Here is a 17,291-nt window from a genome sequence, read left to right as displayed (position 1 = left end):
TTTTTGTTGCTCAGGTACTTAAAAAAAATATTTTATAATAGTGTTGCGGAATTAAGGATGAAGAAGAATCTGAAACAACTATAATTCCCTCTATCTCCCCAAAGGCAGAAGAAGAACCGGGTTCACCCAACATTCCTCCCAAACGAGCCAATCATCTTTCAAACCGGGAAATATGGTTGATTGCAATATTAATATTGTTGGTAACCTCTATTTTTGTAATAAACAAAACAAGCTACAATGTGCCTGCTCAGAACTCTGATACAGCAGTTGCAATAGAAAATCCAATCCCTAATCTTCCAGCCCAACCAATTGATTTAGGATTAAGTGTAAAATGGGCAAGTTGGAATGTAGGTGCAAGTTCTCCGGAAGATTATGGAGGCTTATATGGCTGGGCAGACCCAACAGGAAACAATACATCTACAAATAATACTGATTATCCCAACAACAATCCACCCTCCAATATATGCGGCACCAATTATGATATAGCTCACATTAAATGGGGAGAAAACTGGCGTTTACCCACAAAAAATGAAGTGTTGGAATTATGCGAGAAATGTTCATGGAAATGGACTTCATATAAAGGGAGCAATGGGTATATGATAACAGGCCCCAGTGGAAATTACATTTTCTTACCAGCAGTAGGTCAACGCTATGGCACTAACATTGGCAGTCAAAAAAACTTTGGCTATTATTGGTCAGGGACTTTATACTCCACGGGATATTCAAACTACCTTTCTTTCAGCAACACCCAATATCAGCTAAGCTTCACCCTTCGCTATCTTGGATGTTCTGTCCGTCCCGTTTCAAAGTGACCAACATTTAAAACAAAATTCAAAGTTAATATGCAAGGAACTCAACAATCATTAAGAAAAGGTACTATTCTATCTGGTAATTCTTACAATTACAAGATTGAAGGTATTTTAGGCCAGGGGTCTTCCGGTATAGCCTATCTTGCTTCAATACAACTTCAAGGAGAGTTAGGTTACCTAAATACCCATACACAAGTAGCCATAAAAGAATTTTTTCAGAAGAATTTCAATGGTAGGGAGGGCACTACTGTAACTTGTTCCAATGAAAAGGCTTTTAAAGAATATAAAACAAAATTCCTTCGGGAAGCCAAGAATCTTTCAAAACTCAAACATCCACATATTGTAGACATCCTGGAAGCTTTTGAAGCAAACAATACTTGCTATTACGTAATGGAATATTTAGAAGGCGGGAGTTTTGATTCTTATATAAAAGCAGAAAACGGTCTCTTCGAATCAGAAGCTTTGACATGCATCCGTCAAATAGGGGAAGCACTGCAATTCATGCATAACAATAGGATGTTGCATCTTGATCTAAAACCGAAGAATATAATGCGGCGTAAAGATGGTTCTATAGTATTAATCGATTTCGGTCTTTCCAAACAATACAATTCACAAGGAGAACCTGAAACAAGTACTGCCATCGGATATGGCACCCCAGGCTATGCCCCAATTGAACAAAGCTGTTATCGCGATGGAGAAGGTTTTCCTATAACAATCGATATTTATGCCTTAGGAGCTACATTATTTAAAACATTGACCGGAAAAACGCCTCCCAATGCTTCTAATATTATGAACTATGGCTTTCCGGAAGCCGAATTGCAAGAAAGAAACATCAGTAACAAGACCATTACTGCCATACAGCATGCAATGAAACCAGAAAAGAATGCAAGAACACAAACTGTAGAAACTTTTATCCAGGAAATTGAAGGAGGTCATGCAGAAGACACCATTCTTATTGAAGATAATTCATTGATAGTTTTGCCGGAAACAAACAAAATAACCCTATCATTAGAAAAGGTATTCATGGGAAGTGATAGAAATTTTTCTACAGATATTATAATCACCGCAAACTCTATTGCACTTACCGTAAAAGCATTCACTATACCAGAAACCAAGATACAGACTTATACTTATCCATATACCTCTCAAAAATTCAAAAAACTATTATCAAACCTACGAGAGTTAAGTTTACAAACAGCTTATGACTCATTCAATTATGAAGTGGATAATGCACCAGATATTTTTTACCGCATGCGATTCTCCCTCTTCTCTACAAAAAAATCCTATGCAGATATAAAGGTGGAGTATGAGGCTTTAGATGAATTACGCACCAATGAATTGCCCAAAAACTGGCATGGCATATTCTCAAGGCTTCAAAGGGCCATCACTTCCCAAATTCCTTCTTTCAACGAAACTGTTCTCACAGTAGTTTCTAATAAAACGCCCCCTGAAGAGGGAGCAAAGGTCATAAGCATAGCAAAAGAAAGCTTTATGGCCATCTTTGCTGGAGTCATGACTCTAATGCTAATAATTGGACCCAACATAGGAGTAGGAGGAATTATCACCATAACAAGCCTTGTCATCTTACCAGACTTGCTCATATTTTGGTTATCACCTCGAAAGAAGCTTCATGCGATTTTATTTTCTGCAACAATCATACTACTACTCGCAATCAACCATATAACACATCAATAAATCTTATAGATTATGCAATTACAAAACGGAACTCTTCTGCAAGGAGGAAAATATAAAATAGAAACAGTCTTAGGACAAGGAGGGTTCGGCATCACCTATTTGGCCACCCAAACGCTAACCGACAAAAAAGTCGCTATAAAGGAGTTTTTCTTTAAAGAATATTGTGAGCGTGACAATGTGTCGGGCACAGTAACAGTGCCAACAACCAGTAAGAAAAAATTTGTAGAGAAGTTTCAAAAGAAATTTCTAAAAGAGGCTAAGATTAGCTCAGACCTCAATCACAAGAATATTATACGAGTGCTTGACGTATTTCAGGAGAATGACACTTCCTACTATAGCATGGAATATATCATTGGAAAATCGTTGGCACAAGAAATTAATGCCAAAGGGAAAATTGATGGAAAAAAATTCTCAAAAGACATGATTATGCGCCCTTATGCGATACAAAACGACATAAAAGCTGGTTTGAAAAAATATTTCGGGGTGGTGACCGATGACGAGCTGATGGACAACCTTCAACTGAACAACGAATTATACAATATCAACAACCTCCCTCTGCCCGAAACAGACCCATGGATTACAAAAGATGGTGTTTTCTTCTCGTATGCTCCCTATGAAATTGCCAGTTACGCAGCAGGCGCTCCCTCCTTTGTGATACCCATCAGCAAAGTCAAGAACCACGTCACTTCTACAGCAAAAACATTCTTTGATGAATAAAACGACCTCATCAGCTTGAGAATGACCACCTATACGGTTATTTCATACAAGAATCACCGCATTTCATGTAATATACACAAATCCTTATATAGGTTATCATTTCAAATCAATATCTTTGAAACATAAAAGAAAACATTGGTTATGGAAAAGAAGCAGTTAAAAGTCTCAGAGTCAGAATACGCTAAGAATCTTGGAGTAGCTGCAAGCGCGGGAGCAGCAATAGGAGGAGCGGCTTTTGCAGCAGCAGCTTATTCAACAAGAGCATGGGAAACTGACTCTAATGAAGACAACGAGACACTGGAAATTGCAGAGGAAAGCAGCACTGATGAGATGATACAACCAGAAACTGTATCTATAGAAATATCAGATCCCGTCACTGCAGACATAGCCTACACCATAGACCCTCTTTCTCCGGCTGAAAGTGAAGCGATAGACATGGCCAGTACGGAGAATGATGAAATTGTCATCGAAGACATTGAATATCCAGACGAAGGAGATATCTTTCAATCAGATATGCAAGACGTCATGGACTGGGTAGCAGGAGAAACGATGGATATTCCTTTGCTGGACAATGCTATATACAGTGATGATACCATTGTAGAAGACAGTCAGCTGTTTTCTATATGAAAAGACATTATTAATACTAAAAAATATCAGCCTTATGAACTCAGAAGACACCATTCTTAACCAGCAACAGAACGACAACGAAGAAACATTGCCGAACAACAATCAGAGCACCTCAAAGGAACAGCCTGCGAAAAAAGCCAGTTCATGGAAACATGTAACAATAGGTGGCATATCTGGAATTTTATTAGGTGGCGCCAGTACCTTTTTCACCAGCTCTTCCAGTGCCGCCAATGACAGTGACGCTCCCAGCCACGGCAGCCAGTCAGCAACAAGCCATGGCTCTACTCCCGTTTCTCCAGACTCACACATCTCTGTAGAAGGGTTACCGGTTGCAACAGTCAGTGACGATATGTCTTTCAGCGAAGCCTTTGCAGCAGCGCGCCAGGAGGTAGGACCGGGAGGAGTCTTTGAATGGCACGGTGACGTATACGGTACATATTACGCCAATGAATGGAGTGACATGACACCAGAACAGCGGGCAGAATTCGGAAGCCGCGTTTCCTATGGAGCAAGTGGTTCGGGAAATCACGAGACAGCAGAACACGCTACAGAAGAGAGCCATAATGTAGCGGAACATCATGCAACGGAAGAACCGGAAATAGTCAATGTGGAACATGAAAATGCACACGTTGAAGATGAAGTTCAGATTGTAGGAATCAGTGATGAAACCATGGATGACGGCTCGATGGTTACCATCGGACAACTGGAAATAAACGGACAAGAAGTTTATGTGGTAGATGTGGATCATAACGGCACTTTCGACCTGATGGGAGCCGATGTAAATGGAGATGGAGTAATCAGCGAAAATGAAGTCTACAACATACAAGACCAAGGACTGGAAGTTGCCGATTTGCAGCAGCAGATGGATGCAATACCCTCGGATGATTATCTGGCAGATATGCCTGATTATATTAATGATGCTGACTCCAGCGGATTTGCCTAATCAACGGACAAGATGAGAATGAAGCGGATATTATTTTCACTGATATGCATATGCTTGTTTAGCCTGCAAAGCCTGGCACAGAATATATATTTAGTTTCCGTAGGCATTGCAGACTATCCCGGCACAGAGAATGATTTAACATTGCCTGCCAAAGATGCAGAGACCATACAATGGATATATCAGAAAAATCATAAAGCAGAAACAATATTATTAACCGATGCACAAGCCACCCGAAGTAATGTATTAAGCAGTATGACGCGAATTTTCAATAAAGCCTCAGCCAAAGACATCATTGTCCTTTTTTTTAGTGGTCATGGATATAAAGGTGGATTTGTGGGCTATGATGCAATGATTACTTATCAAGACATCAAGAAAACAATGGCAAAAAGTGCAGCCAAGAACAAAATGATATTTGCAGATGCATGTTTCTCTGGAAAGATGAGAGAACCACGTAGAAACTCATCGAATATATCCCCCTCTTCATTAAAAGTAATGCTGTTCCTTTCTTCCCGTGAAAATGAAGTCTCTATAGAGTCTCCTTCCATGAAAAACGGGTTCTTCACAACATGCCTGCAACGGGGACTACGAGGCGGAGCCGACGTAAACCGTGATCGGATCATCACAGCTAAAGAGCTTTTCGAATTTGTCAGCCAAGGGGTAAAAAAGCTGTCAAGGGACAAGCAGCACCCTGTCATGTGGGGTAAGTTCAGCGATTCTATGCCGGTAATGATATGGTAACAATAATAGAATAGAACAAATGGAATCAGAATTATTAAGAATCAAGTGTCCGAACTGCGGTGCCGTTCTGACTATAAAAAAGATAGCAGGCCTGGAAACCAAGAGTATTCCATGCCCAGTATGCAAAAAGGCATCAAAGTACATTGACTACAAAGTTCCCAAACAACAATATACTCCACCGAATGAAAATGATGACACCACCATGGGAGATGAAACCCACATTGACCATTCAAAAAATCAGAGTATCGGCAAACTTCAGAAAATTGGCACAAGTCATATGTATACTTTATCCCTAGGGATAAATACAATCGGACGAAAGGCACAAACATCAAACGCCACTGTACAGATTGATACAGATGACCTTACAATGAGCCGTTCACATTCCATTATTGAGGTACGCAAACTGAAAACCGGTGGTTATATACACTATTTTTCGAATGCTCAAAACAAAAATGCCACTTATATCAATTCTGGATTAATTGAAAATGGTGACCGTATCATACTGCATGGAGGTGAAATCATAAAAATGTCGAATACGACATTGAAATTCATACTTCTTTCTGAAGATGATACAATCATTTAAACCTAAAACAAAATTGGATATGAAATATGTTTTAAACCCCTTAACTATCTACGAATTGGGACAACGGAGCAATCAGGAAGATTCCATCTTCCCCGTATCAGGTGAAGTAACGGCAGAAGACCGCCTGTTTATCGTATGCGATGGAATGGGTGGTCATGAGTCGGGTGAGGTTGCCAGCCAGACAGTATGCCAAACGATGAGTGAATACATCTTGTCACAAACTTCACCGGAAGGGGCTTTCACAGACGAGCAATTTAACGAGGCGCTCAATGCAGCCTATGATTTATTAGACCAAAAGGATAATGGTGCCGCCAAAAAGATGGGGACCACCATGACTCTTCTGAAATTTCATAGTGGCGGATGCCTGCTTGCCCATATCGGTGACAGCCGCATCTATCATATCCGACCTTCTGAAAGATACATTTTCCACACAAGAGATCACTCGTTGATAAACGACCTATATGACATCGGTGAAATCACCCTTGAAGAGATGAAAACCTCAAAGCAGAAGAATGTCATTACCCGTGCCATGCAACCCAACCTGGAAAGACGTCCTAAAGCAGACATAAAACATATTACAGACATCCGCCCCGGTGACTATTTCTTCATGTGCTCGGATGGCATGTTAGAGGAAACTGACGATAGTGACTTGCTGAATATCCTCTCTGACCCTGACACAACAGATGATGAAAAAATACAAATCCTGACCAAGGTCAGTGAAAACAACCGGGATAATCATTCTGCATTTCTTATTCATATTTTAGACTTAATTCCGGATAATTATACAAAAGAAGAAAAAGGCAAAGAAGAAAGTCCTATAGAATCCGTTCCGGACAACCGTGTCATGACTGCTGGAACAAGGACAATCGAAAGAGAGGGGAAAAAGAGCGCTGAAACTAAAGAGGATAAGAGACAAAAGCGCAGGCTGCCGATTGTCAAGATTCTTGCATTCGCCATATTACTTTTTATCGTTATCTACGCCGCTTCTTTCGTTCTGTTGAAAGCTATAAAGGGGGAGAAAGAGCATTCCAAGACAAATCACCAAATAGAAAACACTATATTACAAGAATAATCCAAGAATATGCAGCTACTACCGGAAACATCTCTGCAAGGAGGCAAATATAAAATAGAAAAAGTACTTGGCCAAGGTGGTTTTGGCATTACTTACTTAGGGCTTCAGACGGGACTGAACCGATCTGTCGCCATTAAAGAGTTCTTTATGAAAGAATACTGTGAACGCGAAGAGACTACTTCCAAAGTTCTTCTGGGCTCACAAGGTAGTCGAGATATAGTGGACCGTTTCCGAATAAAATTCATAAAAGAAGCTCAAACCATTGCCCAGATGGACAATCCGCATATCATCCGCATTCATGACATTTTTGAGGAAAATGCAACTGCATATTATGTAATGGAATATATTGACGGAGACTCTTTGGACAGGTTAATACAGAAGCAAGGGAAGTTAAACACCGCGGTAGCATTAAACTACATCTGCCAAACAGCTAGAGCATTACAGTATATCCATCAAAAGAAGATTTTACACTTAGACATCAAGCCTTCCAACATTCTGCTCAGAGGTGAGGAAGATGCTGTATTAATAGATTTCGGAATTTCCAAACGATATGATATAGACGGAAGTCAAACGAGCACCACTCCTACAGGAATCAGTAAAGGTTATGCCCCCATAGAACAATATAGACAAGGTGGTACAAGCATGTTCATGCCCAGTACAGACATTTATTCATTAGGCGCTACCATGTATAAGTTACTGACTGGAGAAACACCGCCCGAAGCTTCTGACATTGTAGACGAAGGATTAACAATTCCAGATTATATAGCTCCCAGAATAGCAACTGCAATAGAAAAGTGTATGGCTCCAGCACGCAAACAAAGGCCACAATCTATTACAGAATTTCTGTCCCTGATAGCAATGGAGCCTCATGAACATCCTCAAGACGGTACATCTTCTTCTAAGGAAAACACGGTTATACAAAAAAGGACAGACCACCAATATCTATCAATTGACGTAAAAGGAATTTTATTCAAAATGTGTTTCGTTGAAGCAGGAACTTTCATGATGGGAGCTACTTCAGAACAAGAGCACGAAGCCTATAGTGACGAAAAAAGCAACAAAAGAGTGGATATACAGAACTTCTACTTGGGAGAAACCACTGTTACCCGGAAATTATGGAATGCGATTATGGGAAACTATCAATCGGAATCCAAAGAGGAGAATCTTCCTATCGAGAATATATCATGGATTGACTGCATAGATTTTATTCAAAGACTAAACAATGTTACCGGACGCAAGTTCCGTCTTCCAACCGAAGAAGAATGGGAGTATGCGGCACGAGGAGGAAATCAAAGCAAAGGGTATAAATACGCCGGTTCAAATTCTATTGATGAAGTTGCATGGTATGATGAGAACAGCGAACATCACACCCATCCCGTGGCTTTAAAAAGACCGAATGAATTGGGATTGTATGACATGAGCGGAAACATTCAAGAATGGTGTTCCTCTTTCTACGAATATGGCTCAAATCGGACTCTACGAGGCGGATGCTATTTATCATCACCACGAAGATGCCGTGTTTCATGTAGAAACAACAATAGCCAAGTGTATCATGATGCAAGCATAGGATTACGATTGGCTTTATAAACAGCTACGGAGCGGGATTCCACATGAACTTCCTCCTTTATATGACTTGTTTGGCTATCCATGCACAAGCCTCCGCATCCGCCAATGCATGGTGGTGTTGCTCCAGTTGGTAGCCACAACAAGCTGCCACTGTGTGCAACTGATAGTTGGGCAATCCTTTCAGGACGCGACGTGATGCCTGCAAAGTACAATGAAACTCATAATCCGGATAATCCATGCAGTAAGTACGGAAAACAGCTTTCAGGCAGCTTTCATCAAAGGCCTTGTTGTGCGCTACCAATGGCAAGCCTTCAATGTGTGGAGCTATTTCCTGCCACACAACGGGAAAGATAGGAGCATCCCGGGTATCTGCCAACGTCAGACCATGCACGCGGGTATTCCAATAAGTGTAATACTCCGGTTCGGGACGGATGAGGTTATAATAATGGTCCACAATCTCTCCATCACGTACGATAACCACTCCTACACTACAAACGCTGGTACGCTGTTCGTTGGCCGTTTCAAAATCAATGGCAGCAAAATCTTTCATCCGATATGGTTTTATAGTCGCCAAAGATACGAAAAATTCACTCTGTTCCTTTCATTCTACACCTGGTTTCCATTATCTTTGTCCCCCGGACAAAGGCTAAAATATCATGGAACATCCACTTTCGCAATTCAAATATTGTCCGAAATGCGGTTCAGCCCATTTCGAAGTTCATAACGGGAAGTCAAAGCAATGCGCCGACTGCGGTTTCGTCTACTACTTCAACCCCTCTTCCGCCACCGTCGCCTTAATACTGAACGAATGCGACGAACTGCTGGTTTGCCGCCGTGCCAAAGAGCCTGCCAAAGGGACGCTGGACCTTCCCGGAGGCTTCATCGACATGACCGAGACCGGCGAGGAAGGCGTTGCCCGCGAAGTAAGAGAAGAAACCGGCATGAAGGTGGCAAAGGCCGAATATCTCTTCTCCCTGCCCAACATCTACATCTATTCCGGCTTCCCCGTACACACGCTGGATATGTTTTTCCGTTGTACGGTGGAGGACACCTTGCACTTCAAGGCGATGGACGACGTGGCAGACCTCTTCTTCCTCCCCTTGAAAGATATCCGTACGGAAGAGTTCGGGCTCGGCTCCATCCGCAAAGGAGTGGGTATCTTCCTGGAAGACATGCGAAAGAACAAAAGCGAATGATTATTCGTTCCTATTATGGTATATATCCTAAAAAAGCCAAACAAGTGTAACATTTCCGGGTTAAAACCCGTATTTTTGTAAAATACCTATTCTAACAAAAGAAGATGAAACATAAAATCTCCCGAATATTGTGCACAGCACTCTGTTGCGCACCTTTACTCGCCTCAGCACAAACAAGCGAGAGGAATACTTCTCCCAAGCGACTCTACCAGGAAGGACAGACGTTGTTCCAACAAAAGGCCTATGCCGCCGCCATCTCCCCGTTGCAAGCCTATGTACGCCAGATGAATGCAGACGGCAAGCCTCTGCCCGACACGGGCGAGCGACAGGAAGCGGAATACATGCTGGTATGCGCCGCATACGAACTCAGAGACCCCCAAAGCATAGACCTGCTCCGTGCCTTCCTGGACGAATATCCCGATACTCCCCATGCCAACCGCATCTACGCACTGATTGCCTCCGCCTACTTCTTCGAAGGCAATTATGACGATGCCCTCGCCATGTTCAACTCCGCCCGCCTCGACCTGCTGGGTTCCGAGGAGCGAGACGACATGACCTACCGCCTTGCCACCTGCTACCTGAAAACGGGCAACGTAAAGGAAGCAGCCATCTGGTTCGAGACTCTGCGTAGCACCAGCCGCAAGTATGCAGCGGACTGTGCTTACTACATCTCTTATATCCGATATACCCAAGGACGGTATGACGAAGCGCTCAGCGGTTTCCTGCCTTTGCAGGACAATGCCAAATACAAGGACTTGGTTCCCTATTACATCGCCGAAATCTATCTGTTGAAGAAGCAGTACGACAAGGCGGAAATCGTGGCGCAGAATGCACTGTCAGCCCATCCCGACGGTCTGAGCTACACCCACACGGCGGAGCTGAACCGTATCCTCGGTACAGCCGAATACCATTTCGGGAAGTATCACGAAGCCGTAAAGTCCTTCGGACAATATATAGAACACAATGCCGAATCTGCCGCTCATAGAAGGGATGCCCTTTACATGCTGGGAATGTCCTATTATCAATGCGGCGTGTATTCGCAAGTCCCCTCCGTCCTCGGCAGAGTGACTGCCGAAAACGACGCCCTTTCGCAGAACGCATACCTGCACATGGGACTGTCTTATCTGCAACTGGCAGACAAGACCAAAGCGCGTATGGCTTTCGAGCAGGCTGCCGCCTCCAACGCCGATATGAAAGTCAAGGAACAAGCCGCCTATAACTACGCCTTATGCATCCACGAGACCTCCTATTCCGCTTTCGGCGAATCGGTGACCGTCTTTGAAAAATTCCTGAACGAGTTCCCGAACTCTCCTTATGCCGAGAAAGTCAGCAACTACCTGGTGGAAGTGTACATGAATACACGCAGCTACGATGCCGCACTCAAATCCATCGACCGCATCTCCCATCCCAGCAAAGCCATTCTGGAAGCCAAGCAGAAGATTCTGTTCCAACTCGGGACCCAGTCTTTTGCCAACACACAGTTCGAGCAAGCCATCGGTTACTTCAACCAAAGCGTCACGCTGGGACAATACAACCTCCAGACCAAGGCAGACGCCCTCTACTGGCTCGGCGAGTCTTATTACCGCCTGAACCGGATGAGAGAAGCCGCCCGCAATTTCAACGAATATCTGTCACTCACCCGGCAGAGGGATACGGAAATGTTTGCCCTTGCCTACTATAACCTGGGCTACATCGCTTTCCACCAGAAAGACTATTCGACGGCAGAGAACCGTTTCCGCAACTTTGTCCAACTGGAGAAAGGCGAAAACCCGACCGCATTGGCAGATGCCTACAACCGCATCGGTGACTGCAACCTGCACGTCCGCCGTTTCGAGGAAGCTAAGCAATACTACGCCAAAGCCGAGAACCTGAACACTCCCGCCGGAGACTATGCCGTCTATCAATTAGCACTGGTATATGGCATGCAGAAAAACTATACGGAAAAGGTGAGCATGCTGGACCGACTTGCAGCCAAATATCCCAACTCGCCCTACGCCATCAATGCCCTCTACGAGAAGGGACGCTCCTACGTACAGAGCAACAACAGCCGCCAGGCTATCGCCACCTTCCGCGAGCTGCTTGCCAAATACCCCGAAAGCCCCGTCAGCCGTAAAGCCGCCGCCGAAATCGGCCTGCTTTACTACCAGAACGACGACTATGACCGTGCCATAGAAGCCTACAAACATGTAGTCACCCAATATCCCGGAAGCGAGGAAGCCCGCCTTGCCATGCGCGACTTGAAGTCCATCTACGTAGATGCCAACCGCGTGGATGAGTTTGCCGCCCTTGCCGCCCAAATGCCGGGAGAAATCCGCTTCGAACCCAGTGAGCAAGACTCGCTGACTTACATCGCTGCCGAAAAAGTATATATGAAAGGCGAAGCCGCACCTGCCAAAGAGAGCTTCACCCGCTATCTGCAAAGTTATCCGGGAGGCGCTTTCAGCCTGAATGCACACTACTACCTCTGCGTCATAGGCAAAGAGCAGAAAGATGACGAGGCGGTATTGGAACATGCCGGAAAACTGCTGGAATACCCCGATAACCCATATTCTGAAGAGGCTTTGCTGATGCATGGAGAAATTCTGTTCAACCGCCAGCAATATGACCTGGCATTGGCCGACTACAAGAAATTGCAAGCCAAAGCCACCACGGCAGAGCGCCGCCAGCTTGGCGCTATCGGTGTACTACGCTGTGGAGCACTGATGCATGATGATGCGGAAGTCATCAACGCCGCCACAGCCTTGCTTGCCGAAGCCAAGCTGTCTCCGGAGCTCCGGAACGAGGCATTGTACTACCGTGCCAAGGCATACCTCAACCAGAAAGCCGACAAGAAGGCAATGGATGACCTTCAACTGCTGGCCAAAGACACCCGTACCCTTTATGGAGCCGAAGCCAAATATCTGGTGGCATTACAATGGTACAACACCGGTAATTATGCCTCTGCAGAAAAGGAAATCCTTAATTTCATCGACCAGAGTACACCGCATGCCTACTGGCTGGCACGCAGTTTCATACTTCTGTCTGATGTATATGTAGCCATGGACAAGAAGCTCGATGCACGCCAATACCTATTGAGCCTGCAGCAGAACTACCAGGCCGACGACGATATAGCAAGCATGATTAACGAAAGACTGGAGAAATTGAAGTAAGAAATATAGCACATTATGAAAAAGAAACAATATATCCTCGCAGGAACTATGCTTGTCTCCCTCTCTTGGGGAGCACAAGCCCAGACACAACCCCAAGACACCACCATGAACCGTACGGTAGTCGTGGAACAAGAATATAATCCGGACATCATGGACGCCTCCAAAGTGAACGTGCTTCCCAGGGTGGAACCTCCTACCGTCAGCAAAAAGGCGGTGGAATATGACGCCACCCTGATGCCGGCAACCCAAATCCCCGCAGGCATCATGCAAGCCTATACCGGAGAAGAGACGCAGGCGAAAGCACTGCCCGGATATATACGTTTGGGATACGGTAACTACGGTAACCTCGATGTACGCGCCAACTACCTCTTCTCTTTATCCCCCAAAGACCGCCTCAACCTGACATTCACAATGGATGGCATGGATGGCAAACTGGACTTGCCGGATAATGGCGGGAAGTGGAATTCATTCTACTACCGTACCCATGCTGCCATGGATTATGTACATGCCTTCAGCAAAGTCGATTTGAATATTGCCGGAAAGTTCGACCAAAGCAATTTCAACTTCCTGCCCGACTTCGTCAGCAACAAGCAGAAATTCGTTTCGGGTGATGTACATTTCGGGGTAAGTTCCACGAGCGACGATATGCCTCTCCAATTCCGCGCCGAAACCAATTTGTTGGTCTACCAGCGCCAACACGACCTCATGGTGAGCAATATCAAAGAGAATATCGTGCGCACCAAAGCCGATGTCACCGGTTCCATCTCCGATGAGCAGACCATCGGCATGGCTTTTGCCATGGACAACACATTCTACAGCGACGGACGTTTCGAGAATCACACCGACGTAGACTTCAATCCATACTATCTCTTTCAGAATGACGACTGGAAAATACGTCTCGGCGCACACGTCGACCTGGCTTTCGGTTTCGGCAAGAAGTTCCGCGCCGCTCCCGACGTAGAAATGCAATACATCTTCTCGGACAGCTACATCCTCTACGCACAAGGTAAGGGAGGACGGCTGCAGAACGATTTCCGCCGTCTGGAAACCATTACGCCTTATGGCATTACAAACCAGCAGCTTGACAATACCTACGAACAGCTCAACGCAGCCATCGGCTTCAAGGCAAGCCCGGTCAGCGGATTGTGGTTCAACCTATACGGCGGGTATCAAGATTTGAAAAACGACCTGATTGACACTCCGACTGTCAAGTCCGACGGGATAAGCAATGTTTACCTCACAGAAGATACCAAGAACCTCTACGCCGGAGCCGACCTGAGCTACAACTACAAGGATGTTTTCTATCTCGCCGCCAATGCCGTCTATCGCCATTGGACAACAGACTCAGACGGTTCTGATGTCGTAGTAAGCTTCAAACCTTCCGTAGAAGGCAATCTCAATCTCAAGGTACACCCCATCTCCCCACTGCTTGTCGGCATCGGCTATCAGCACATCTCACGCCAAGGCGTGGAGGGCAACAAGGCAGACCCCGTCAGCAATCTCTATCTAAACGGCAGTTACGAACTCTTCAAAGGAATCTCCGTGTATGCGCGCGTGAACAACTTGCTGAACAAAGATTACCAGTACTACTGGGGATACCCTTCAGAAGGTCTCAGTTTCTTAGGCGGAGTAAGCTTCCTCTTTTAATAGGGGCAGCACAAGCCGGAGCTCTAAATTGAACAAAAAAGGTCATTTTTGCTAAATTCTCCTTATATTATAAGGTGGGAAGAATCTTTTTTTCCTACTTTTGCGGGCGAATTCAGTGGCGGGAGTCACTAAAAAACAGAAATTTATGCAGAAAAACCTTGTCATAGTCGAGTCTCCGGCGAAAGCAAAAACCATCGAGAAATTCCTTGGAAAAGATTTCAAAGTCCTTTCCAGCTACGGCCATATACGTGATTTGAAGAAAAAAGAATTCAGTATTGACGTAGACAAAGACTTCAAACCGCATTACGAGATACCGGCGGATAAAAAGAAACTCGTAACCCAGCTGAAAGAAGAAGCCGAGCAGGCAGAAACCGTATGGCTGGCTTCCGATGAGGACCGCGAAGGGGAAGCCATCGCATGGCACTTGTACGAAGTGCTGAAACTGAAGCCGGAACACACCAGACGCATCGTCTTCCATGAAATCACCAAAGGTGCCATCCTGAAAGCGATAGAAAATCCCCGTGACATTGACATCAACCTGGTCGATGCCCAGCAAGCCCGACGTATCCTGGACCGTATCGTAGGTTTTGAACTTTCACCGGTATTGTGGAAGAAAGTGAAACCTGCCCTTTCTGCAGGCCGTGTACAGTCCGTAGCCGTCCGTCTCATTGTAGAGCGCGAACGCGAGATACATGCATTCCAGACCGAAGCATCCTACCGTGTTACCGCCGTATTCCTCGTTCCGGACACTGACGGCAAAACAGTGGAAATGAAAGCCGAACTGGCGCACCGGCTCAAGACAAAGGCAGAAGCCCGGAAATTGCTGGAGAGCTGTAAAGCAGCCACGTTTACCATCAGCGACATCACTACCCGTCCGCTGAAGAAAACTCCCGCAGCCCCGTTCACCACCTCTACCTTGCAGCAGGAGGCTGCCCGCAAACTGGGCTTCACCGTGGCACAGACCATGATGGTGGCGCAACGTCTGTACGAATCCGGATTGATAACCTACATGCGTACCGACTCCGTCAACCTTTCCGAACTTGCCGTCAACGCCAGCCGTGAAACCATCTCCAACCTGATGGGCGAACGTTACGTACACAACCGCCACTTCGCCACCAAGACCAAAGGAGCGCAAGAGGCCCACGAAGCTATCCGCCCCACCTATATGGAGAATGCCAAGATAGAAGGTACCCCACAGGAAAGAAAGCTGTACGACCTCATCTGGAAACGTACCATCGCCTCGCAGATGGCAGATGCCGAAGTGGAAAAGACAACCGTAACCATTGCTATCAGCAACGAGACGGAGACTTTCACTGCAACCGGCGAAGTGGTGAAATTCGACGGTTTCCTCCGTGTCTACCGCGAATCATACGATGATGACGTAGAAACCCAGGAAGATGAGGCACGCCTACTGCCCCCTCTGAAAAAAGGACAGAAGCTCGAACATGAAGGTATCACCGCTACCGAACGTTTCACCCAACACCCTCCCCGCTACACGGAAGCAAGCCTTGTGCGCAAATTGGAGGAACTGGGTATCGGACGTCCGTCTACCTATGCTCCGACCATTTCCACCATCCAGCAACGCGAATACGTGATAAAAGGAGAAAAAGCAGGTGAAGAACGCACCTACAATGTGCTTAACTTGCAGGGTAATGAAATAACGGACAACAACCATACAGAAATCACCGGAGCTGAAAAGTCAAAACTGATGCCGACAGACACCGGTATTGTGGTCAATGACTTCCTGATAGAGTACTTCCCGGACATCCTTGACTACAACTTCACTGCGAGCGTCGAAAAGCAATTCGACGAAATAGCCGAAGGTGACAAGCAATGGACCGCCATTCTGAAAACATTCTATAAGAAATTCCATCCTTCAGTAGAAAACACACTTGCCGCGAAAACCGCCCACAAGGCAGGCGAACGGATTCTAGGAACAGACCCCGTCAGCGGAAAACAAGTGTCTGTAAAAATCGGACGTTTCGGCCCAGTAGCACAGATAGGTACTGCCGAAGATGAGGAAAAGCCCCGTTTCGCCCAGGTAAAAAAAGAAATGTCCATCGAGACCATTACGCTGGAAGAAGCGCTGGAGCTGTTCAAACTTCCCCGTACTCTCGGAGAGTATGAAGGCAAGAATGTAGTCGTAGGTGCGGGACGTTTCGGACCTTATATCCAGAACAACGGCTTGTATGCCTCGTTACCCAAGACAATGGACCCGATGACCGTTACGCTGGAAGAAGCTATTGAACTTTTGCAAAAGAAACAAGAAGCAGAAGCCCAGAAACATATCAAGAAGTTTGAGGAAGAACCGGAACTGGAAATCCTGAATGGACGCTATGGCCCTTACATCGCTTATAAAGGCAGCAACTACAAGGTTCCTAAAGACATCATCCCTCAAGACCTGAACCTTCAGGCTTGTCTGGAAATTGTGAAACTGCAAAGCGACAAGGATACGGGCAAGTCTAAGCGGACTGCAAAGGCGGTGAAAGCAACGAAAACTACGAAAACAACCGCCAAGACGAGCAAGACAAAATAGGACTTAGTCTACA

Annotated in this window: 14 protein-coding genes; 13 read left to right on the top strand and 1 reads right to left on the bottom strand. The window is 45.4% G+C overall.

Going from position 1 to position 17,291, the window contains the following annotated elements; all coding sequences use genetic code 11:
- Positions 1–176: 176 nt before the first annotated feature.
- The 9 genes from DWY57_RS07165 (at position 177) to DWY57_RS07125 (ending at position 8,771) form a co-directional block, all read left to right on the top strand.
- On the top strand, positions 177–812 hold the full coding sequence (locus DWY57_RS07165; protein ID WP_207805152.1) for a hypothetical protein: 636 nt from the start codon (positions 177–179) through the stop codon (positions 810–812).
- 30 nt (positions 813–842) lie between these two features.
- Positions 843–2,504, top strand: coding sequence for a serine/threonine-protein kinase (locus DWY57_RS07160; RefSeq protein ID WP_119961493.1), 1,662 nt, complete (start codon positions 843–845; stop codon positions 2,502–2,504).
- Between the two features lie 12 nt (positions 2,505–2,516).
- The gene (locus DWY57_RS07155; RefSeq protein ID WP_119961492.1) at positions 2,517–3,221 is read left to right on the top strand and encodes a DUF3298 domain-containing protein; all 705 of its coding nucleotides are present in this window, start codon (positions 2,517–2,519) and stop codon (positions 3,219–3,221) included.
- 141 nt (positions 3,222–3,362) lie between these two features.
- Positions 3,363–3,848, top strand: a complete 486-nt coding sequence (locus DWY57_RS07150) for a hypothetical protein (RefSeq protein ID WP_119961491.1) — start codon at positions 3,363–3,365, stop codon at positions 3,846–3,848.
- A gap of 34 nt (positions 3,849–3,882) precedes the next feature.
- On the top strand, positions 3,883–4,791 hold the full coding sequence (locus DWY57_RS07145; protein ID WP_119961490.1) for a hypothetical protein: 909 nt from the start codon (positions 3,883–3,885) through the stop codon (positions 4,789–4,791).
- Between the two features lie 18 nt (positions 4,792–4,809).
- A complete protein-coding gene (locus tag DWY57_RS07140) occupies positions 4,810–5,529 on the top strand; it encodes a caspase family protein (RefSeq protein WP_227187315.1) in 720 nt (239 codons plus the stop codon).
- 19 nt (positions 5,530–5,548) lie between these two features.
- Positions 5,549–6,112, top strand: coding sequence for an FHA domain-containing protein (locus tag DWY57_RS07135; RefSeq protein ID WP_117600149.1), 564 nt, complete (start codon positions 5,549–5,551; stop codon positions 6,110–6,112).
- Positions 6,113–6,131: 19 nt separating this feature from the next.
- Positions 6,132–7,184 carry a protein phosphatase 2C domain-containing protein gene (locus DWY57_RS07130; protein ID WP_165853590.1) on the top strand — a complete coding sequence of 351 codons (1,053 nt, stop codon included), beginning with the start codon at positions 6,132–6,134 and terminating at the stop codon, positions 7,182–7,184.
- Between the two features lie 9 nt (positions 7,185–7,193).
- Positions 7,194–8,771, top strand: coding sequence for a bifunctional serine/threonine-protein kinase/formylglycine-generating enzyme family protein (locus DWY57_RS07125; protein ID WP_119961487.1), 1,578 nt, complete (start codon positions 7,194–7,196; stop codon positions 8,769–8,771).
- Between the two features lie 37 nt (positions 8,772–8,808).
- Here DWY57_RS07125 and DWY57_RS07120 read toward each other — a convergent pair whose 3' ends face one another.
- Complete coding sequence (locus DWY57_RS07120) at positions 8,809–9,300, bottom strand: 3'-5' exonuclease (protein ID WP_119961486.1); 492 nt, start codon at positions 9,298–9,300, stop codon at positions 8,809–8,811.
- Positions 9,301–9,406: 106 nt separating this feature from the next.
- On the opposite strand from DWY57_RS07120, the gene DWY57_RS07115 reads away from it, so the two are divergent.
- The 4 genes from DWY57_RS07115 to topA all read left to right on the top strand — a co-directional run bounded on the left by DWY57_RS07115 (position 9,407) and on the right by topA (position 17,278).
- Positions 9,407–9,946, top strand: a complete 540-nt coding sequence (locus DWY57_RS07115; protein WP_119961485.1) for an NUDIX domain-containing protein — start codon at positions 9,407–9,409, stop codon at positions 9,944–9,946.
- Positions 9,947–10,050: 104 nt separating this feature from the next.
- On the top strand, positions 10,051–13,095 hold the full coding sequence (locus DWY57_RS07110) for a tetratricopeptide repeat protein (protein ID WP_119961484.1): 3,045 nt from the start codon (positions 10,051–10,053) through the stop codon (positions 13,093–13,095).
- A 15-nt stretch (positions 13,096–13,110) separates the two neighbouring features.
- Positions 13,111–14,742 (top strand): TonB-dependent receptor, encoded by a 1,632-nt coding sequence (locus tag DWY57_RS07105; RefSeq protein ID WP_119961483.1) that lies wholly within the window; start codon positions 13,111–13,113, stop codon positions 14,740–14,742.
- Positions 14,743–14,887: 145 nt separating this feature from the next.
- A complete protein-coding gene (topA, locus tag DWY57_RS07100; RefSeq protein WP_119961482.1) occupies positions 14,888–17,278 on the top strand; it encodes a type I DNA topoisomerase in 2,391 nt (796 codons plus the stop codon).
- Positions 17,279–17,291 lie beyond the last annotated feature (13 nt).

Origin of the sequence: Bacteroides sp. AF25-5LB, assembly GCF_003602965.1 — a bacterium.
GTDB lineage: Bacteria > Bacteroidota > Bacteroidia > Bacteroidales > Bacteroidaceae > Bacteroides > Bacteroides uniformis.
The sequence above is the reverse complement of the archived record's forward strand: the minus strand, read 5'-3'. Positions and strand labels throughout refer to the sequence as shown.